This is a genomic window from Micromonospora sp. NPDC004336, from assembly GCF_053602615.1.
The window spans coordinates 1-20102 of sequence record NZ_JBSGDY010000117.1 but is presented as its reverse complement, the minus strand read 5'-3'; the positions used below and the strand labels follow the sequence as shown (position 1 = coordinate 20102).

Annotated in this window: 17 protein-coding genes; 9 read left to right on the top strand and 8 right to left on the bottom strand. The window is 73.2% G+C overall.

Annotated elements, in window-relative coordinates; genetic code table 11:
• Positions 1-463: 463 nt before the first annotated feature.
• The 4 genes from ACWENR_RS21695 to ACWENR_RS21680 all read right to left on the bottom strand — a co-directional run bounded on the left by ACWENR_RS21695 (position 464) and on the right by ACWENR_RS21680 (position 2789).
• A complete protein-coding gene (locus ACWENR_RS21695; protein WP_452278798.1) occupies positions 464-922 on the bottom strand; it encodes a hypothetical protein in 459 nt (152 codons plus the stop codon).
• A gap of 210 nt (positions 923-1132) precedes the next feature.
• Positions 1133-1387, bottom strand: a complete 255-nt coding sequence (locus ACWENR_RS21690) for a Smr/MutS family protein (protein ID WP_013736060.1) — start codon at positions 1385-1387, stop codon at positions 1133-1135.
• Positions 1388-1465: 78 nt separating this feature from the next.
• A complete protein-coding gene (locus tag ACWENR_RS21685; protein WP_452278797.1) occupies positions 1466-1834 on the bottom strand; it encodes a tetratricopeptide repeat protein in 369 nt (122 codons plus the stop codon).
• Between the two features lie 187 nt (positions 1835-2021).
• Positions 2022-2789, bottom strand: coding sequence for an ROK family protein (locus tag ACWENR_RS21680; RefSeq protein ID WP_452278796.1), 768 nt, complete (start codon positions 2787-2789; stop codon positions 2022-2024).
• A 233-nt stretch (positions 2790-3022) separates the two neighbouring features.
• On the opposite strand from ACWENR_RS21680, the gene ACWENR_RS21675 reads away from it, so the two are divergent.
• The 3 genes from ACWENR_RS21675 to ACWENR_RS21665 all read left to right on the top strand — a co-directional run bounded on the left by ACWENR_RS21675 (position 3023) and on the right by ACWENR_RS21665 (position 5914).
• On the top strand, positions 3023-4660 hold the full coding sequence (locus ACWENR_RS21675) for an ABC-F family ATP-binding cassette domain-containing protein (RefSeq protein WP_452278795.1): 1638 nt from the start codon (positions 3023-3025) through the stop codon (positions 4658-4660).
• Between the two features lie 38 nt (positions 4661-4698).
• Entirely contained in the window at positions 4699-5016 is a 318-nt protein-coding gene (locus tag ACWENR_RS21670; RefSeq protein WP_452278794.1) for a hypothetical protein, read from the top strand.
• A gap of 172 nt (positions 5017-5188) precedes the next feature.
• Positions 5189-5914 (top strand): methyltransferase domain-containing protein, encoded by a 726-nt coding sequence (locus tag ACWENR_RS21665; protein WP_452278793.1) that lies wholly within the window; start codon positions 5189-5191, stop codon positions 5912-5914.
• Between the two features lie 10 nt (positions 5915-5924).
• Here ACWENR_RS21665 and ACWENR_RS21660 read toward each other — a convergent pair whose 3' ends face one another.
• Positions 5925-6932, bottom strand: a complete 1008-nt coding sequence (locus ACWENR_RS21660) for a LacI family DNA-binding transcriptional regulator (protein WP_452278792.1) — start codon at positions 6930-6932, stop codon at positions 5925-5927.
• 137 nt (positions 6933-7069) lie between these two features.
• Here ACWENR_RS21660 and arfA point away from each other — a divergent pair, with 137 nt between their 5' ends.
• The 5 genes from arfA to ACWENR_RS21635 are packed head-to-tail and all read left to right on the top strand — an operon-like array spanning position 7070 to position 12865.
• A complete protein-coding gene (arfA, locus tag ACWENR_RS21655; protein ID WP_452278791.1) occupies positions 7070-8584 on the top strand; it encodes an arabinosylfuranosidase ArfA in 1515 nt (504 codons plus the stop codon).
• Between the two features lie 57 nt (positions 8585-8641).
• The gene (locus tag ACWENR_RS21650) at positions 8642-9970 is read left to right on the top strand and encodes an ABC transporter substrate-binding protein (protein ID WP_452278790.1); all 1329 of its coding nucleotides are present in this window, start codon (positions 8642-8644) and stop codon (positions 9968-9970) included.
• A 6-nt stretch (positions 9971-9976) separates the two neighbouring features.
• Positions 9977-10942, top strand: coding sequence for a carbohydrate ABC transporter permease (locus ACWENR_RS21645; RefSeq protein ID WP_452278789.1), 966 nt, complete (start codon positions 9977-9979; stop codon positions 10940-10942).
• Between the two features lie 10 nt (positions 10943-10952).
• The gene (locus ACWENR_RS21640; RefSeq protein WP_452278788.1) at positions 10953-11852 is read left to right on the top strand and encodes a carbohydrate ABC transporter permease; all 900 of its coding nucleotides are present in this window, start codon (positions 10953-10955) and stop codon (positions 11850-11852) included.
• The gene (locus ACWENR_RS21635) at positions 11849-12865 is read left to right on the top strand and encodes a glycoside hydrolase family 43 protein (RefSeq protein WP_452278787.1); all 1017 of its coding nucleotides are present in this window, start codon (positions 11849-11851) and stop codon (positions 12863-12865) included. The genes ACWENR_RS21640 and ACWENR_RS21635 overlap by 4 nt, the downstream gene beginning before the upstream one ends.
• 3 nt (positions 12866-12868) lie before the next feature.
• Here the strand turns inward: ACWENR_RS21635 and ACWENR_RS21630 are convergent, their stop codons facing one another.
• Entirely contained in the window at positions 12869-14356 is a 1488-nt protein-coding gene (locus ACWENR_RS21630) for an amino acid permease (RefSeq protein WP_452278786.1), read from the bottom strand.
• Positions 14357-14677: 321 nt separating this feature from the next.
• On the opposite strand from ACWENR_RS21630, the gene ACWENR_RS21625 reads away from it, so the two are divergent.
• Entirely contained in the window at positions 14678-16339 is a 1662-nt protein-coding gene (locus ACWENR_RS21625; RefSeq protein WP_452278785.1) for a glycoside hydrolase family 10 protein, read from the top strand.
• Between the two features lie 191 nt (positions 16340-16530).
• Here ACWENR_RS21625 and ACWENR_RS21620 read toward each other — a convergent pair whose 3' ends face one another.
• Entirely contained in the window at positions 16531-19359 is a 2829-nt protein-coding gene (locus ACWENR_RS21620) for an ATP-binding protein (RefSeq protein WP_452278784.1), read from the bottom strand.
• A 153-nt stretch (positions 19360-19512) separates the two neighbouring features.
• Positions 19513-19731, bottom strand: a complete 219-nt coding sequence (locus tag ACWENR_RS21615) for an FmdB family zinc ribbon protein (RefSeq protein WP_452278783.1) — start codon at positions 19729-19731, stop codon at positions 19513-19515.
• Between the last annotated feature and the right edge of the window lie 371 nt (positions 19732-20102).

Genomic DNA, 20102 nt, shown 5'->3' with positions numbered 1-20102 from the left:
CACCCGCTACGACAAACTCGCCGTCCGCTTCGAAGCCACCGTCACCATCGCCATCATCAACCAGTGGCTCCGAGCCTTATGAAACACGGGCTAGTAGTCCGGGCACGCCTTGACGCGCAGCTTGAACCCGCCGCCAAGGCGGCACTGAGGCGGCGAGAGCAGCGCGAGCCCCGAGCTGGGTCAGTGCCGAACATCAAGCGATGACGTTCCCACCTGCTCCCCGGCGCGGGACACCAACAGCTGGCAGCACTCGACAGCTTGGGTCCGCATCCCCCGACGGGGTCGGCCTGGGCCGCCGGCGGAACGGCTGTCGACAGCAACGCTGACAGCAACGCCGTCGGACGGCGGCACGCTGACACCGCCCTGGCACGGACGGAGCTTCGAGCGTGCAGCCGTTGCCGGACGGGTGTGGACGCGACGCACAGAGCTTGTAAGCGAGTGCTCCGCCGCAGTCCGGGGTGAGTCACCGGTCCCGGTTCCAGAGCGATGCGCTGGCGAGAGCCGTAAGCGCTTGGCGTTCGAGAGCGACCGCTGTTTCTCTGTCGGCCGTCGTCGCCCAGCTGATGTGAAGGTCCGCGTGATGGATGGCCTCTTGAGCCCATGAGGCCGCCCTACGCGTTTGTCCCGCCTCTACCTCAGCCACTCGCTGCCGTAGCCACTCCAAGTCCGCGAGGGCGCGATCGAGGGCTGCCTCGCCGAGTCCACTGACGGCCGCCTTGCCGCGGTAGTAGACCGTGAGCCGGCCCTTGATGCCCTGACCCCGACGCTCGCCTGCCATCCCGATATAGACCAGCGGGCCGGTTGCCCGCTGGCGGGCGAGGTATACACCAGGCAAGCGTGGCGCCTGCTGAATCGCGAGCGCGAAGGGCATCCATGGGGACCAGGGTGCGAGCTCGGCGATGATGCCGAAGGCGTCGGTCATGTCGGGATGCTGCCTCCGAAGCACGTGACCGAGCAAGCGGCGGGCCGCGCCGACGACAACGACGAGGCTCCCCACAGGTTCAAGGCTGGGCACAGATCCGGCACAACTGAGCGCGAGTAACGGCGGAAGACGCCGGAAACTGACGGAAGGCGTTTGAGCAGGTCAGAAGCCCTGCCATGAATCACGTGGGAGGTCGGCGAGCTGGGGCTCTTACTTCCAGCGGAAGTGCACGAAGAGGCGGCCGAAGTTCTTCGAGTCCTTCTCGACGCGGTGGTAGAGCTGCTTGACGTCCTTCTGGTCGAGGAACCGCAGCACCCGCTTCTTGAGCTGGCCGGAGCCCTTGCCGGGGATGATCTCGACCAGGGTGGCCTTCTTCGCCACCGCCTCGTCCATGATCCCGCGCAGGGCCCGGTCGATGTCGTGGCCCTTGTTGAAGATGTCGTGCAGGTCCAGCTTCAGCTTCATCGCGCACCCACCGTCAGGTCCCGTCCCATGACGCCGATGGTAGGCGGCGCGGCTCTGTCGGAGCCGCGCCGTCCCCTGTCAGCGACCGCCCGCGACCCGGTTCTGCACCCGGTCCAGGGCGATGCGGTAGTCGTCGTTGCCGCTGTGCATCGCCGCCGCGATGCGCAAATGCCGCAGCGCGTCGACGTGCCGGTTCAGCCGCTCCAGCGTCCGGCCCAGCACGTGGTGGGCGTAGTGGTCGCTGGGGTCCCGGTCGACGAGCTCCCGAAGCTGCTCCTCGGCCCGGTTGAGCTGGGCCGACAGGAAGTACGCCCGGGCCAGCAGCTGCCGCACGGAGGCGTTGCCGGGCTCGGCCTCGACGATCGGTTCGAGCAGCCGGGCCGCCCCGGTCGGGTCACCGGCCTCGAAGAACATGGTCGCCCGCCGGTACTCGGCCAGAAGATCCATTCGACCCACCACCTCGTGTCGCGCCGCCACTTCTCCCGACGCTGGCACAACACCCGCCGCACCGCGACTGTTCCCCGCTCCGGGACGCTCGGGGCGGTGGCGGTCAGGCCCCGGTGCCGTGCCGGCCGGCGGTCGGGTGACGGCGTGCCGGCCGACGGTCGGGTGGCGGTGCCGCGCCGGCCGGCGGTCAGGTGGCGGCGTGCCGGCCGGCGACCAGTTCCCAGGCGCGTACGCCGCCGACGATGCCGGCGGTGTTGGGCACCACCACCACGTCGTCGCCCATCCGGGCGAGCTGCTCGGGCCGGATCAGCCGCGAGTTGCCGCCGCCCAGGTAGAGCCGGTCCCAGCGGAACACCGGACGCAGCCCGTCCACGACCTGCCGGATCCGGCGGGACCAGAACGCGTCCCCGAGGCGGCGCCGCTCCGGCTCGCCCACGTACGTGTCGTAGGTGGTGCCCCAGCGCACCGGGGCGTGGGACAGCTCCAGGTGCGGGGCGAGCAGCCCGCCGTCGAAGAGCGCGCTGCCCAGCCCCGTGCCGAGGGTCAGCACCAGTTCGCATCCGGTCCCGGCGACCACCCCCGCGCCGTGCACCTCGGCGTCGTTGAGCACCAGCGCCGGTACCCCGAACGCCTCGGCGAGCGCGGTCCGCGCGTCGTAGCCGGACCACTGGGCGACCAGGGTCGGGTCGACCTTCGACCGGGGCCCCGAGCGGGTCACGTAGTGCGGGGTGGCGACCACCACGCCGTGCCGGATCATCCCCGGCAGGCCCACGGTCAGCCGGTCAGCCGCTGGCAGCCGGCCCGCCAGGTCGAGCAGCGTCTTGACGAACAGCGACGGCGGCAGCGGGTACGGCGTGGGCACCCGCAGCGGCCGGGCGCGCATCGTGCCCGCCTCGTCCAGCACGGACGCCTTGATCCCGCCGCCGCCACAGTCGATCGCCAGTGTGGTCACCACCCCAGCAGTGTGCCGCCCACCCCCGCCCCCCACACGCCCCTCCCCACCCCCGCCCCGCCCCCACGCCCCCCAACTCCCGCGATCTTGCACTTTCGGCCCACCGTTCGGGGCTTTCGCACCTTTCGTCGGGGCAAAAAGTGCAAGATCGCCGAGGTGGGGGGTTGGGGGGGGTGGGGGCGGGGGTGGGCGAGGGGTGAGGGGGTGGGGGTGGGGCGGGATAGGGTTGGGGGTTTATGGGTGCGACGATGATCGTCAAGGGGCTGGCTGCGGGGCACGGGGACCGGGCGCTGTTCTCCGGGCTGGACCTCGTGGTCGCGCCGGGGGACGTGGTGGGGCTGGTCGGGCCGAACGGGGCCGGCAAGTCGACGCTGCTGCGTACCCTCGCCGGGTTGTTGCCCGTCGAGGCGGGCGGCGTCGCGCTCAGCCCGCCCACGGCGAGCGTCGGGCACCTGCCGCAGGAGCCGGAGCGGCGGGCCGGCGAGACCGTCCGCGACTTCCTGGCCCGGCGCACCGGCGTCACCGCCGCGCAGGCCGCCCTGGACGCGGCGACCGGGGCGCTCACCGACGGCACGCCCGGCGCCGACGACGCCTACGCCGAGGCGCTGGAGCGCTGGCTCGGCCTGGGCGGGGCGGACCTGGAGGAGCGCGCCGAGCAGGTCGCCGCCGAACTGGGGCTCACGGTCGACCTGGACCACCCGATGACCGGGCTCTCCGGCGGCCAGGCGGCCCGGGCCGGGCTCGCCTCGCTGCTGCTCAGCCGCTACGACGTCTTCCTCCTCGACGAGCCGACCAACGACCTGGACCTGGCCGGCCTGGAGCGGCTGGAGGAGTTCGTCACCGGCCTGCGGGCCGGCACGGTGCTGGTCAGCCACGACCGCGAGTTCCTCGCCCGCACCGTCACCCGGGTGCTCGAGCTGGACCTGCACCAGCAGCAGATCCGGCACTACGGCGGCGGCTACGCGGGCTACCTGGAGGAGCGCGAGGTGGCCCGCCGGCACGCCAGGGAGAACTACGAGGAGTACGCCGACACCCGGGCCGCGCTGGAGGCGCGCGCCCGCACGCAGCGGGCCTGGATGGAGAAGGGCGTCAAGAACGCCCGCCGCAAGGCCACCGACAACGACAAGATCGGCCGCAAGTTCCGCGCCGAGGCGACCGAGAAGCAGGCGGCCAAGGCCAAGCAGACCGAGCGGCTGATCGAACGGCTGGAGGTGGTCGAGGAGCCGCGCAAGGAGTGGGAGCTGCGGATGGAGATCGCCGCCGCGCCCCGCGCCGGCGCCGTCGTGGCCTCGCTGCGCGACGCCGTCGTACGCCGGGGCGACTTCACCCTCGGCCCGGTGACCCTCCAGGTCGACTGGGCCGACCGGGTGGCGGTGACCGGGGCGAACGGGTCCGGCAAGTCCACCCTGCTCGCCGCCCTGCTGGGCCGGCTGCCCCTCGACTCCGGGCACGCCGCGCTCGGCCCGGGCGTGGTGGTCGGCGAGGTGGACCAGGCCCGGGGGCTCTTCCTCGGCGACGCGCCCCTGATCGACGCGTTCCGTGCCGCCGTACCGGACCTGTCGCCGGCGGACGCGCGCACGCTGCTGGCCAAGTTCGGCCTGCGGGCGGGGCACGTGCTGCGGCCGGCGGCGACCCTGTCGCCGGGCGAGCGGACCAGGGCGGCGCTGGCGCTGCTGCAGGGGCGCGGGGTGAACCTGCTGGTGCTGGACGAGCCGACGAACCACCTGGACCTGCCGGCCATCGAGCAGCTGGAGTCGGCCCTGGCGAGCTACCCGGGCACGCTGCTGCTGGTCACCCACGACCGGCGGATGCTCGACGCGGTGACCACCAGCCGGCGGCTGCGGGTGGACGCCGGACGGATCGCCGAGGATTGATCCGTGCCGACGCGCTCGCGCCGGGTGACAATGTCCCCATGCTCAAGTGGGAGTACGCGCTGCTGGTCCGCCGCCGCCAGGCGGCCACCAACGACATCGGCTGGGAGGTCGTCTTCGTCTGGTACGGCCCGGACGGCTCCATGGTCGACGTGACGCCCTACGGCGACACCGCGCTGGCCCACCTGAACCGGGCCGGCGACCAGGGCTGGGAGCTGGTCGCGATGAGCGAGGACCCGTCCCTGCCCGGCAACAACGAGCTGCACCGCTACCACCTCAAGCGGCCCAAGCCGGCCGACCCGCCGCCCCGGCAGCGGATGCGCGGCGGCGGCCGTCCCCGGCGGACCATCACCGGCTGACCCGGACGATCACCGGCTGACCCGGGCCGCCGGCCGAGCCGGCCGAATCGTCTGCGACATCAGCTCCAAAGGGTCGCCGGGCGGAATGCCCGACGGCCGCCCGGGCGGCGTAGGTCACCGGAGCGGGGCATATCCGGCGGCGAGGCGGGTAACGGGCGGCCGGAGGTGCCCCATGGTCCCGTTGACCCAGATTCCGCCGTCGGCTGACCGGCTGCGGGCGATCGACGAGTTCCTCGCCGAGGCGTGGGCGGATCAGGCCGGCCACGACGACCGGCTGCGCGACCTGGCCGTCGAGGTGCGCTTCGACCGGGGCGTCGCGCACGTGGCCGGGGAGGTGGCCGACCCGGCCGAGCTGCGGCTGGTCCGGGAGCGGATCGGCCGCCTGGGGGGCGTCTTCGCGGTGTGGTGCCGGGTCCGGGTCGCCGGCCGGGATCCCGTGGTGGTCGACCTGGGCTGCGGGGCGACCAAACAGTGGCCGGGCAACCTGGGGCTGGACATCTTCCCGGCCCCGGGGGTGGACGCGGTGGCGGACCTCTCGGGCTCGCTGCCGCTGGCCGACGACTCGGTGGACGTGCTCTTCGCGGTGCACATCCTGGAGCACCTGGTCGACTTCCTGCCCCTGGTGGACGAGTGCCACCGGGTGCTCCGGCCGGGCGGGGTGCTGCACGTCATGAGCCCCTGGTGGGGGCATGTGAACGCGGTGGCCGACCCGACCCACGTACGGCTGCTGGACGTGCAGACGATCAAGGGGATCTGCGTCCAGCGCCCGCCGGGCACGCCGCGCTGGCACCCCCTGCACGCCGGCTGCGACGGCGCCTCCATCTTCGCGGACCTGACGCCGATCCCGCCGGAGGCCGATCCGCCGACCACCACCCACCTGGCCCGCTTCTTCGCCTGACCCCTTCCGCTCAGCGGCCCAGGGTGCTCTCGCGGGGCGTCAGGCGGTAGGGGGCCGGAAGCTCCCGGGGCGGGGCGGTGCGGTCGCCGTCGATGCGGCCGGCGAGCAGTTCCACGGCCAGCCGGGCGATGCGCTCCTTGTCGGGGGCGATGGTGCTCAGCGTGGGCACGGAGAAGCGGCCGTCCTCGATGTCGTCGAAGCCGGCCACCGCGACGTCCTCGGGGACCCGCAGGCCCGCCTCGTACAGGGCGCGCAGGGCGCCCAGGGCGAGGGTGTCGTTGAAGCAGAAGACCGCGTCGGGGCGTACCCCGGAGGCCAGCAGCGCGCGCATCGCGGCGGCGCCGTCCGCGCGGTGCCAGGCCGTCGCGGGCGCCACCAGGCGCTCGTCGTACGCGATGCCGGCGTCGGCGAGCGCGGCGCTGTAGCCGGCGAGCCGGAGCCGGGCGCTGGCCCCCTCGGGGGTGCGCTGCGAGCCGATGGCGGCGATCCGGCGCCGGCCGAGCCCGACGAGGTGCGCGGTGAGCTCCCGGGCGGCGCCCACGTTGTCGATGCCGACGTGGTCGGCGGGCCCGTGGTCGACCCGCTCGCCGAGCAGCACCATCGGGGTGCCGTCGAGCCCCGTCAGGTCCTCGGCGGTGAGCGCCAGCGGGCTGAAGATCAGCCCGTCGATCAGGTGCTCGGTGATGCCGGAGGCGACCACCCGCTCCTGCTCGTGGCCGCCGCCGGTCTGGTCGATCAGCACCGTCCAGCCCAGCTCGGCGGCGGCCGTGACGACGTGCCGGGCCAGCTCGGCGAAGTAGGGGATGTCCAGCTCGGGCACGGCCAGCGCGATCACGCCGGTGCGCCCCTTGCGCAGGTTGCGCGCGGAGAGGTTGGGCCGGTAGTTCAGCTCGGCGATGGCCTCCTCGACCCGGGCCCGGGTGTCGGGCCGGACGTGCGCGTAGCCGTTCACCACGTTGGAGACGGTCTTGACCGACACGCCGGCCCGCTCGGCAACGTCCTTGAGCCTGTGTCGCACCGCGCCACCTCCCGCCATGACTGCGCACTTTACCTCGCAACCGGCTCTTTACAACGTTGCTTACAACGTTGTAGAAACCATGGACACCGGGTGACCACGGTCACCCGGGGACCGGCGACAGGAAAGGTGGCATCCCCTTGCGGACCGCGCAGCTCACGATCGACCCGGCCTTCGCGATCGGACCGGCCGACCGGCGACTCTTCGGCTCCTTCGTCGAGCACATGGGCCGCTGCGTCTACGGCGGGGTCTACGAACCCGGGCACCCGAGCGCCGACCCGCGCGGCCTGCGCGGCGACGTGCTGGAGCTGACCCGCGAGCTGGGCGTGTCGGTGGTCCGCTACCCCGGCGGCAACTTCGTCTCCGGCTACCGCTGGGAGGACGGCGTCGGCCCCGTCGGCGACCGCCCCCGCCGCCTCGACCTGGCCTGGAAGACGATCGAGACCAACGCCTTCGGGCTCGACGAGTTCATGGCCTGGGCCGCCGCGGCCGAGGTCGAGCCGATGATGGCCGTCAACCTCGGCACGCGGGGCGTGCAGGATGCCTGCGACCTGCTCGAATACACCAACCACCCGGGCGGGACCCAGCTGTCCGACCTACGCCGCAAGCACGGCGCCGAGGAGCCGTACGGGGTGCGGCTCTGGTGCCTCGGCAACGAGCTCGACGGCCCGTGGCAGGTCGGCCACAAGACCGCCGACGAGTACGGCCGGCTCGCCGCCGAGACCGCCCGCGCCATGAAGATGATCGACCCGTCGATCAGCCTGGTCGCCTGCGGCAGCTCCAACCGGACGATGTCCACGTTCGCCTCGTGGGAGGCGACGGTGCTGGAGCACACCTACGAGCACGTCGACTACATCTCCGCGCACACCTACTACGACCCGTCCGACGGCGACCGGGCCAGCATCCTCGCCTCCGCCGTCGACATGGACAACTTCATCCGCGAGGTCGTCGCCACCGCCGACCACGTGGCCGCCAAGCAGCGGCACCGGCGGAAGCTCAGGATCTCCTTCGACGAGTGGAACGTCTGGTACCAGGCGCGCCTCCAGGCCGACCTGGACCGGCGCGGCTGGGTGGAGGCCCCGGCGCTGATCGAGGACGACTTCACCGCCGTCGACGCCGTGGTGGTCGGCGACCTGCTGATCACCCTGCTCCGGCACGCCGACCGGGTCGGGGTGGCCTGCCAGGCCCAGCTCGCCAACGTCATCGCCCCGATCCGCACCCGCACCGGCGGGCCGGCGTGGCGGCAGAGCATCTTCCACCCGTTCGCGCTGACCGCCCGGCACGCCCGGGGCACCGTGCTGCGCACCGAACCGGTCGGCCCGACCTACGAGACGAAGAGGTACGGCGAGGTCCCGGTGCTGGACACCGTCGCCGTACGCGACGAGGAGACCGGCGAGCTGAGCGTCTTCGCGGTCAACCGGGGCGACACGGACCTGGAGCTGCACCTCGACCTGCGCGGCCTCGCAGGACTATCCGCTTCATCCCACCTGAGCCTCGCCGCCGGGGACGACCCGACGGCGACGAACACCGAGGCGGAGCCCGACCGGGTGACGCCCCGGCGGCAGCCCACCCCCACCGTCGACAGCGGCCGGTGCTCCCTGCGCCTGCCCGCCGTCTCCTGGAACGTGCTGCGCTTCTCCCCCGCCGGCGACTGACGCCGGACCGGTCCTGGGCAGGCACAATTCATCCCCGTCCCCAAGGAGTGGATCCCCATGACGCAGAACGAGATGAGCCGGCGCCGCCTGCTCGGCCTCGGCCTCGGGCTCGGCGCCGCCGCCTCGCTGACCCTCGCCGGGTGCGGCGGCGACGACGACAGCTCGGGCCCGGCCGCCGGCAACGGCGGCAAGGACTACACCGGCCCCAAGGTGGACCTCAAGCTCTGGAACGGGTTCACCGGCGGCGACGGCGACATCTTCAAGGCGCTGGTCAACCAGTTCAACACCGAGCACCAGAACATCGCCGTCACGACCGCCACGTACGAGTGGGTCGACTACTACGCCAAGCTTCCCGGCGCCGCCTCCAGCGGCAGCGGGCCGGACATCGCGGTCATGCACATGGACCAGCTCGCCACCTTCGCCGCGCGCGGCGTCATCACCGAACTCGACGACGTGGCCAGGGCGCTGGAGCTGAGCGAGGGCGACTTCGCCCCCACCGTCTGGAAGGGCGGGCTCTACAACGACAAGCGGTACGGCATCCCGCTGGACATGCACCCCCTCGGCTTCTACTACAACAAGGGCGTCATGGCGAAGGCCGGGCTGGACCCGAACAAGCCGCCGACGACGAAGGACGACTACGCGGCCGCGCTGGTCGAGCTGAAGAAGTCCGGCGTGCAGGGCTTCTGGGTCAGTCCGTTCCAGTTCACCGGCGGCATGACCTTCTACTCCCTGCTGCACCAGTGGGGCGGCAGCGTCTTCGACGCCGAGGCCACCAGGGCGACCTTCAACTCGGACCAGGCCGTCGAGGCGTGCACCTGGCTGACCGACATGGTCAAGCAGGGCCACTCCCCCGCCAACGTCGGCCAGGACGCCGACTACCTGGCCTTCAAGAGCGGCAGGAACGCCTTCACCTGGAACGGCATCTGGCAGGTCAACGACCTGAAGAAGAGCCCGGATATCCAGTGGGGCGTCGCGCCCCTGCCGCAGATCGGCACGCAGCCGGCCGCCTGGGCCAACTCGCACAACTTCACCATCGTCAAGCAGCGGGCCGGCGACGCCAACAAGGTCTCGGCGGCGAAGGTCTTCATCAACTGGCTCAGTCAGCACTCCCTCGACTGGGCCAAGGGCGGCCAGGTCCCGGCCCGCAAGACCGTCCGGGACAGCGCCGACTTCAAGGCGCTGACCGAGGTCAACGCGCTCGCCCCCGAGCTGGAGTACGCGGCGTTCCCGCCGGCCACCCCCGGCCTCGGCGAGGTCATGACGACCTTCTACAACTCGTTCAACGAGGCGGCGCTGGGCAAGAAGTCGCCGAAGCAGGCGCTGGACGACGGGGTCGCCAAGGCCGACAAGCAGCTGGCGGACAACCGCAAGAAGTACGGGAGCTGAGTTCCCGTGGCGGACGTGACCGAGGTCGGGGCGGCGCGTGCTGACGCGCCGCCCCCGGCGGCCCGCGCCGCCCGCCGGGACGCCCCGGCGGGCCGGTCGGGGCGGCTGACGCCGTACCTCTTCCTCGCCCCGTACCTGGTCCTGTTCGGGCTCTTCGGCCTGCTGCCGATCCTGCTCGGCCTCTGGCTCAGCGCGCACCAGTGGGACTTCCAGCTGCCCAACCGGCCCTTCGTCGGGCTGGACAACTACCGGGAGCTCTTCTCCAGCGACTCGGCCGTCTACGGCGACTGGTGGCAGAGCGTCCGGGCCACCGCGATCTTCACCGTGTTCGCGGTGCCGCTGCTGGTGATCGTCCCGCTCGGGCTGGCGCTGCTGCTGAACCGCTCGTTCCCGGGCCGGACCTTCTTCCGGGCGGTCTACTTCGCGCCGTACGTGCTGGGCGTGGCGGTGATCGGCCTGCTCTGGCGGTTCCTGCTCGACGCCAACCTGGGCCTGGTCAACCGGCTCGCCGGGGCGGTCGGGCTGCCCGCCGACACCCCCTGGGTGACGGACGTGCCGTGGGCCTGGGTGTCGCTGGTCGGGGTGACCGTCTGGTGGACCTCCGGCTTCAACGCCGTGATCTACCTGGCCGGGCTCCAGGACATCCCGCAGGAGCTGTACGAGGCGGCGAGGGTGGACGGCGCGAGCGCGTGGGAACGGTTCCGGCACGTCACGCTTCCCGGGCTGCGTCCGGTGCTGCTGTTCGTCATCACCACGACCGTGCTCGCGTCGGCGAACGTCTTCGGGCAGTCGTTCCTGATCACCCAGGGCGCACCGGGCACGGAGACGCGCACGGTGGTCTGGTTCATCGTCGACGAGGGGCTGCGGGACAACGACGCGGGCCGGGCCGCCGCGATGAGCATCGTGTTCGCCCTGATGCTGGCGGTGGTGAGCATCGCCAACTTCCGCCTCTTCCGCTACCGGGAAGACTGAGGGGACCGCCATGACGACGCCCACGCCCACCACGCACGCCCCCGCGCCGGGCGGGACCGGCACCTCGGCGACCCGCCGCGCGCCCGGGGCCGCGCTGCGCCGCACCGCGCTCTACGCCATCCTGGTGGCCCTCGCCCTGGTCTTCCTGACGCCGCTGGTGTGGATGGTCGTCACCTCGCTGAAGACCTACACCGGGGCCCAGCGGATCCCGCCGACCTGGCTGCCGAGCCCCGTCTCCGGGTACGGCTACGAGCAGATCCTGAACAACTCCGCCAACCCGGTGCTGCGCTGGTTCGTCAACAGCATGCTGGCCGCCACCCTGCACGCGCTGCTGGTGCTGGCGACCGCCTCGATGGCCGCGTACGCCCTGGCCAGGATGCGGTTCCGCGGCCGCAGGGTGCTCTTCGCGCTGATCGTCGGGACGCTGTTCATCCCGCCGACGTCGCTGATCATCCCGAACTTCCTGGTCGTCGACGAGCTGAACTGGGTCGACACCCTGGCCGTGGTGGTCGTCCCCGGGGCGGCGAGCGCGTTCGGGGTGTTCTTCCTGCGGCAGTTCTTCCTCAGCCTGCCCCGGGAGCTGGAGGAGGCCGCGGTGCTCGACGGGGCCGGCCAGTGGCAGATCTTCTGGAAGGTGGTGCTCCCGCTGTCGAGGCCGGCGCTCGCCACCCTCGCCGTGCTGTCGTTCCTGACCAACTGGAACGACTTCCTCTGGCCGATCTTCGTGCTGTTCAGCCCGGAGATGCTCACCCTGCCGCCGGGGCTGGGCCTGCTCCAGGGGGCCTACAACACCGACTATCCGGTGATCATGGCGGGGGCGGTGCTGGCCAGCGTGCCGGTGCTGATCCTCTTCGTGCTCGCCCAGCGGCACATCATCCAGGGCGTCTCCCGCAGCGGCCTCAAGGGATGACGGCGGGGACGTCCCGGCGGCGGCGGGGCGCGGCGGCGGTGCTCGCCGCCGCGCTGCTCGCCGCCGGCTGCGGCGGCGGAGACCCTTCGAGCCCGGGAGACGACGCGAGCATGTTCACCAATCCGGTCGTACGCACCGACGCGCCCGACCCGCAGGCGATCCGGGTGGGCGACACCTGGTACCTCTTCCACACCAACGCCGGCGGTCGGAACGTCCCGGTGCTCACCAGCCCCGACCTGGTGGACTGGACGCCGGCCGGTGACGCGCTGCCGGAGCTGCCGGCGTGGGCGGAGCCCGGGAGGAACTGGGCGCCGGAGGCGATCGAGCTGGCCCCGGACCGGTTCCTGCTCTACTACACCGTCGCCGGGCGGGAGTCGGGGCGGCAGTGCGTCGGCCGGGCCGTGGCGAGCGCGCCGCAGGGTCCGTACCGGGACGACTCGGCCGCCCCGCTGGTCTGCCAGGCGGAGCTGGGCGGGGCGATCGACGCCAGCCCGTTCCGGGACGCCGACGGCAGCCTCTGGCTGCTGTGGAAGAACGACGGGAACGCCATCGGGGTCGACACCTGGATCTGGTCGCAGCGCCTCTCGGACGACGGGCTGCGCCTGGTCGGCGAGCCGGCGAAACTGCTGAAGCAGACCGAGCCGTGGGAGGGCGCCCTGGTCGAGGGGCCGTTCCTGCACCGCCACGACGGCAGGCTGTTCCTGTTCTTCGCCGCCAACGCCTACGACCGCGCCGAGTACGCCGAGGGCTACGCGGTCTGCGAGTCGCCGGCCGGCCCCTGCGTCAAGGCCCCGGAGAACCCGATCCTGAGGAGCAGCGAGGCGGCCACCGGGCCGGGGCACGCGTCGATGGTGGTCGTCGACGGGCGCACCTGGCTGCTCTACCACGCCTGGCCGCCCGGCCAGGAGGGCGCCGTCGACCCCGGCCGCCAGGTCTGGCTCGACGAGGTCGTCTGGACCGACGGCAAGCCCGTCGTGAAGGGCCCGACCGCGAAGCCGCAGCCGCGCCCCTGACGATCAGACGGAAGCCGGTTCCCGGGAGTCGGCCGAGGAGGAGCCCTGGGCGAGCCGGTTCTTCCGGTAGCCGTAGCCGAAGTAGATCAGCGCGCCGAGCAGCATCCACGCGCCGAACCGCAGCCAGGTCTCCACCGACAGGTTCAGCATCAGGTAGAGGCAGGCGAGCGCCGAGACGATCGGCAGCACCGGGGAGAACGGCACCCGGAACGGCCGGTCCAGGTCGGGGCGCCTGCGCCGCAGGATCGGCACCGCGACCGAGACCAGCACGAACGCCGCGAGCGCGCCGATGCTGACGAGGTCGGCCAGGGCCGACAGCGGCAGGAAGCCCGCGAGCAGCGCGACCGCCACCGTCATGACCGCCGAGATCCGGTACGGGGTGCCCCAGCGCGGATGCACCTTCGCGATCGACGGCGGGATCAGCCCGTCGCGGCTGATGGCGAAGCCGATCCGGCCCATGGCCACCAGGTCGACCAGGATCACGCTGGTCAGGCCGGCGACGGCGGCGATCGAGACGAGGATGCCGGCCCACTCGGCGCCGACCGCGTTGAAGGCCGCCGCGATCGGGGCGCCCCGGTCGATCTCGGTGTACGGGACCATCCCCACCACGACCAGCGAGACGCCGACGTAGAGCACGGTGGAGACCAGCAGCGTGCCGAGCAGGCCGAGGGTGAGGTCCCGGCGGGGCCGCTTCGTCTCCTCGCCGAGGTTGGCCACCGCCTCGAAGCCGGTGTACGCGAAGAAGACCACCGCGGCGGCGCTGAGCACCCCGACGAAACCGAAGACCGAGGGTTCCAGGCCGAAGAGCGCCTGGGTGACGGGCTGCTTGATGCCGTCCTCGCCGCCGTCGGCGGGCCGCGCCGGCGGAATGAACGGGGTGAGGTTCGCGGCCTTCACGAAGAACAGGCCGGCGACCACGATGAAGACGCAGATGGCGACCTTGACCAGCACCAGCAGGTTGGTGACCCGGGCGGACTCGCGGATGCCGACGATCGACACGACGCCGAGCAGCAGCACGATGCCGATGGCGCCGACGTTGACGACGCTGCCCTCCTCGCCGAACCAGGCGGTGGGCAGGCCGACGAGCTCGGCCAGGTAACCCGACCAGCCCCGGGCCACCACCGCCGCGCCGAGGGCGAACTCCAGCAGCAGGTCCCAGCCGATGATCCAGGCGACGATCTCGCCCATGGTCGCGTACGCGTAGGTGTAGGCGCTGCCCGCGGTCGGCACGCTGGACGCCATCTCGGCGTAGCAGAGGGCGGCGAGCAGGGCGACCAGGCCGGCGATGGCGAACGAGAGCACCACGCCCGGCCCGGCGCTGTCGCGGGCCTCGATGCCGGTGAGGGTGAAGATTCCGGTGCCGATCACGATGCCGATGCCGAAGCCGGTGAGGTCGCGCGCGCCGAGCCGGCGCTTCAGTCCCGGCCCGCCGCCGTCGGACTCGCCCTGGGCCAGCACTTCCCCGATCGGCTTGGTACGCAGCACAGACACCGCGTTCACCCCTCCCACGCCGGGCCACCCCCACGGCGGGCCGGTGACCGGCGTTGCTACCCAGGGCGAACCCGCCGTAACCATGCCCCTCCCCGCATTCTGGTCACGCCTCAGGGTGTGTCTGCTGTCACTCTTCGCAGGGTGAGCCCCGCCACCCGGGGGAGCCGAACCCGACGGACGGACCGATCCGGCGCAGACCCTTGCGCCGAACCCACGAGGTGTGAAAATTTTCTACCAAGCGGCAGATAGCCGACGGCGAATCTTGCCGGCACCGCCGTGACGACCCCCTGACACGGGAGCCCCAACGAAGGGACACACCGCATGAAGGCAACTCGGCTCGGAGCCGCCGGGCTGGCCGCCGCACTGCTCGGCGCGCTCGTCGCCGCCACCCCCGCGGGCGCGGCGCCCGACGCGGCGACCACCGCCTCCACCACCACCTGCGTCACCGACCCGGCCACGCCGAAGCGGCAGTTCCGGGCCATGTGGATCTCCTCGGTCGTCAACATCGACTGGCCGACCAAGGCGTCCCAGACCGCACCCGACCGCATCGCCACCCAGCAGGCCGAATACCGGGAACTGCTCGACCTCGCCGAGCGGCTCAACCACAACGCCGTGGTCGTCCAGATCCGGCCGACCGCCGACGCGTTCTGGCCGTCGCCCTACGAGCCCTGGTCGGAGTACCTGACCGGCGTCCGCGGGCAGGACCCGGGCTGGGACCCGCTGAAGTTCGTCATCGACGAGGCGCACAAGCGCAACCTCGAGTTCCACGCCTGGTTCAACCCGTACCGCGTCTCCATGCCGGCCCCGGGCGGTGCCGGCGGCGACATCAACCTGCTCGCGCCGAACCACCCGGCTCGGCAGAACCCCGACTGGGTCTTCGCCTACCCGCCGGCCGGCGTCGCCGGCAGCCGGCTCTACTACAACCCCGGCATCCCCGAGGTCCGCGAGTTCGTGCAGACCGCGATGATGGACGCCGTCAAGCGGTACGACGTCGACGGCGTGCACTTCGACGACTACTTCTACCCCTACCCGAGCGGCACCCACCAGGTGCCGGACGACGCCGCCTTCGCGGCGTACAACCGGGGCATCACCAACAAGGCCGACTGGCGGCGGGACAACACCAACCTGCTGATCCAGGAGATGGGCGCCAAGGTCAAGGCCGCGAAGCCGTGGGTGAAGTTCGGCGTCAGCCCGTTCGGCATCTGGCGGAACCAGTCGGTCGACCCGCTGGGCTCGGACACCACCGGCAGCCAGGCGTACGACACCGTCTCCGCCGACACCCGCAAGTGGGTGAAGGAGGAGTGGATCGACTACATCGTCCCGCAGCTCTACTGGTACATCGGCCAGTACCCGGCCGCCGACTACGCCCGTCTGGTGCCGTGGTGGGCCGACGTGGTGAAGGGCACGAAGGTGCAGCTCTACATCGGGCAGGCCGACTACAAGAGCGGTGACCCGGCGTACGGCTCGTTCTGGATGAACCCACGCGAGCTGTCCGACCACCTGACGCTCAACCGGCAGTACCCCGAGGTCCAGGGCAACATCCACTTCTCGGCGGTGCAGGTCAAGGCCAACCGGCTCGGCGCGACCGACATCTACGCCGCCGAGCACTACTCGCGGCCGGCGCTGATCCCGACCATGTCGCACCTGCCGAAGAAGCCGCTGCTCATGCCCGTGGTCACCAAGGCCGCGCGGCAGGCGGACGGGGTCCGGCTGAACTGGCTCCAGCCGGCCGACGGCGCGGGCCCGCTCGGCACCGCCACGTCGTACGCGATCTACCGCTTCGACGGGGCCGGCCTGGCGAACCGGTGCGACTTCGCCGACGCGGCGCACCTGGTCGACACGGTCCGCGCCGACGGTGACTCCCGGACGCAGTCCTGGGTGGACACCACCGCCGAGGCGGGCAAGCGGTACACGTACTACGTGACCGCGCTCGACCGGCTCGCGAACGAGAGCCCGGCCAGCCCGCCGGCGTTCGTGCGCTGACGTCCCACCGGATGCCCCGGGTGCCCCTTGGCACCCGGGGCATCCGTCTGTCTCGGCGGGCGTGCGCGGTGCCGGTCCGGCCAGGTCTGCGCGGCGTGCCGGTGCCGGTCAGGCGAGCGCGGCGTGCCAGTGCCGGGTCAGGCGTGCGCGGCGTGCCGTCCGGTCAGCGTGCGCGGCGTGCCGGTGCCGGGTCAGGCGTGCTCGGTGTGCCGGTCCGGCGTGACCGGCCGGCGGGGGGCCGGCCGGGCCGGATCCGCGCCGAACCGGGTCGAGTCGGCGGCCAGGTCCGGATGTTCGACGCCCAGCGCCAGCGCCGCCGCCTCCTCCAGACCCAGCTCCGCCCCCGCGCCGTACGCGCCGTCGAAGACGACGTCGCCCAGCACCCGGCGCAGCTCGCCCTGCCAGCGCGCCCAGTAGGGCCCGTAGATGCCGGGGGCGCAGCGCATGCTCGCCCGGATCGCGCCCGCCGCGCCGAACAGCCGGGCGGCCGTCAGCCCGTCGCCGCCGGCGGCGCAGCGCACGGCGAGCGCGTGCAGCGTGTCGCAGGCCCGGCCGTGGAAGCCGTGGCTCATCCGGGACCGGAGCGCCACCTGGAGGTGCTCGTGCGCCGCGATCAGGTCGCCACGGGCCAGGGCCACCATCCCGAGCAGCATGTCGACCGAGCGCCGCCCCCGCTCGACCGGCCGGGCCGCCTCGACCGGCCGGGCCGCGCCCAACAGCTCGGCGGCCTCGTCCAGGGCGCCCCGCCGCCAGAGCAGGCCGGCGAGGCTGAACACGGCGAACAGCGCGTCGCCCACCACGTCCTCGTCGTGCGCCCAGTCGATGACCTCCCGGCAGACGCGCTCGGCCTCCGCGAGCTGTCCCATGTCGACCAGCGGGGCCGCCCGCCCGGCCAGCACCCGCGCGAGCAGGGCCGCGTCGCCGGCCTGCCGGGCCGCCGCCTCCGCCCGCTGGGAGAAGCGCAGCTCCTCGGCGAACTCGCCGTCCGCGCCGGCGTGCAGCGAGTGCATGTGGTACGCCGCCGCCAGCTCGGCCTCCGGAATCCGCTCGCCGGTCTCGGCGATCCGCCCGTACAGCCGGAACAGCCAGAGCCGCCCCTCCCGGGCCAGGCCCCGCTCCCGCCACCACTGGTCCAGGCCGCCGGCCAGCCGCAGGCCGGCCCGGGCGCTGCCGCCGGTCGCGCACCAGCGCAGCGCGGCGCGCAGCTCCCCGGCGAGCGGGTCGAGGGCGTAGAGCGAGAGCGTGACCGGTCGGCCGTCCGGGCCGAGGTGCGCCCGCTCCAGCGCGTGTGCCGACCAGGCGACGTGCCGGTCCCGCGCGGCCTGCTCCTCCCCCGCCTCCGCCAGCCGCCGGGCCGCGTACGCCCGGATCGGGTCGAGCATCCGGTAGGTGCTGCCCGAGGCCTGCGGCTCGGCCAGCACCATCGACTTGTCGACCAGCACGGAGAGCGGGTCGAGCGGATCGGTGCCGAGCAGCCACTCCACCGCCGCCAGGTCCACCGGGCCGGCGAAGACCGCCAGCCAGCGCAGCAGCCGGGCGGCGCGCGGCCCCAAGGTCCGGTACGACCAGGTGACCGTGGCCTGCATCGTGAGGTGCCGTTCGGTGGCGGACCGCTGCACCGCCCGGGTCGCCGGGGTGGGCGGCGACACCCCGACGGCCGCCGCGACCAGGTCCACCGTGTCCTGCTGGTTGCCCGTCCAGCCGCGCTCCACCGGGGGCGGCTCCGGATCCTCCCGGCCGGCGTCCAGCGTGCCGAGCACGTCGTCGAGGCGCTCGGCGAGCTGGCCGACGGAGAGCACCCGCAGCCGGGCGGCGGCCAGCTCGATGGCGAGCGGCAGCCCGTCCAGCCGCCGCACCACCCGGCGCAGGTCGGCCGACTCGGCCGGGTCCGGCGGCCGGCCGCCCCGGGCCGCCGCCGTCCGGTCCAGCAGCAGCGCGACCGCGTCGCTCTCCGCCCCGCCCGCCGGCGGGTCGACGGACAGCGGCGGGATCCGCCAGACCACCTCGCCGGGCAGGCCGAACGACTCCCGGCTGGTGGCCAGCACCTGGACTCCCCCGCCGCCGGCGAGCAGCCGCGAGATCACGTCGGCCGAGGCCGCCGGCTGGGCGTCGCAGGTGTCCAGGACCACCAGCATCCGGCGCGCGGCAGCGTACTCCACCAGGGTCTCGACCATCGGGCGGCCGGGCTCGGGGCGCAGCCCGAGCACGGCGGCGACGGCGAACGCCACCAGCCCCGGGTCGGTGACCGCGGCGACGTCGACGAACCAGACCCCGTCCGGGTACGCCTCCACGAGGTCGCCGGCGAGTTCCACGGCGAGCCGGGTCTTGCCCGCGCCGCCCGCGCCCAGCACGGTCACCAGCCGGTGCGCCTCGACCAGTCGCCTCAGCTCGGCGCGCTCGGCCTGCCGGCCCACGAACGAGGTGATCTGGGTGGGGAGGTTGTGCGCGATCGCGTCGGCGGTACGCGGTCGCGGGAACTGCCGCTCCAGGCCCGGAGCGACCAGTTGGAAGAGGCGTTCCCGGTCGTCGAAGCCGCGCAGCCGGTGCAGGCCCAGGTCCAGCAGGGACGCGCCGGCCGGCAGCGGGTCGGCGTGCCGCGCCGTCGACGCCGAGCAGAGCACCTGCCCGCCGTGCGCGGCGGCGGCGACGCGGGCCGCACGGTGCACCTCGGGGCTGGCGTACTCGCCGTCGCGCGGCTCCGCCCGCCCCGTGTGCAGGCCCATCCGGACCCGGGGCACGGCGTCCGGGGTGGGCCAGTCGTGGTTGGCCAGCGCGCGCTGGGCCGTCAGGCACGCGGTGAGGGCGGCGGTCGCGTCGCCGAAGGCGAGGAAGAACGAGTCGCCCTCGGTCAGCAGCTCCGCGCCCTCGGTCGCGGCGATCGTCCGGCGCAGCAGTCGTCGGTGCTCCCGCAGCACCGGCCGGTAGTCCGGGCCGAGCAGCTGGGCCAGCCGGGTCGACCCCTCGATGTCGGTGAAGACGAAGGTCACCCACCCGCTCGGGAGGTGGATCCGTGGCGACATGCGTGGGACCTCCCCCGTGACGTCGGACTCATGCTGCCTGATACCGGACCGTCACGCATCGTGAGAACGGTCGGCCGGGCCCGGACGCGCGGTGCCCGGCGGTCGCGGCGCGGACGAGCGGGACCGGCCCGACGGTCGGCGGACGTCGACGCGTCAGCAGCCGCAGGCGCCGCCGCAGCAGCCGCCTCCGCCCACGGCGGGCGCGCCGCCGGCCGCACCGGCGCCGCGACCGGTGACGGCGACCGTGGACAGGAGCTTGACCGTGTCGGTGTGTCCCCACGGGCAGGGCGCCGGCTCGCCGGCCTGCGCCATCGGACGGTTGACCTCGAAGGTGTCGCCGCACGCGCGGCAACGGAACTCGTACCGGGGCATGACATCAGGGTACGGCCGAGCCTGACTCCCGAGGAGACATGGGTGATACTCAACTTGTGGTGGACGGCGAGGACAGATCGACCCTTCGGCCCCTGCGACCGGCCGTGCCGCCCGACGGGCCGCTCCCCGGCTCCGGGCCGGCGTCCGGGCCGCCGGCACGGCTGCCCCGTCCGCGCCGTCCCTGGCTGAGGCCCCAGGCCCCCGCCGACGCCGCGGGGGACGCCGGGGCGTCGGCCCCACCGTCCGACCGGGACGCCCCGGCGGCCGGCCCGGCCCCGGCGGTCGCCCCCGGGCGGGCCACCGCGACCTGCACCGCCGGCTCCGCCCGCGAACAACCGGGGACGGCGGGCGCGCCGGCCGCTGTTCGGAGG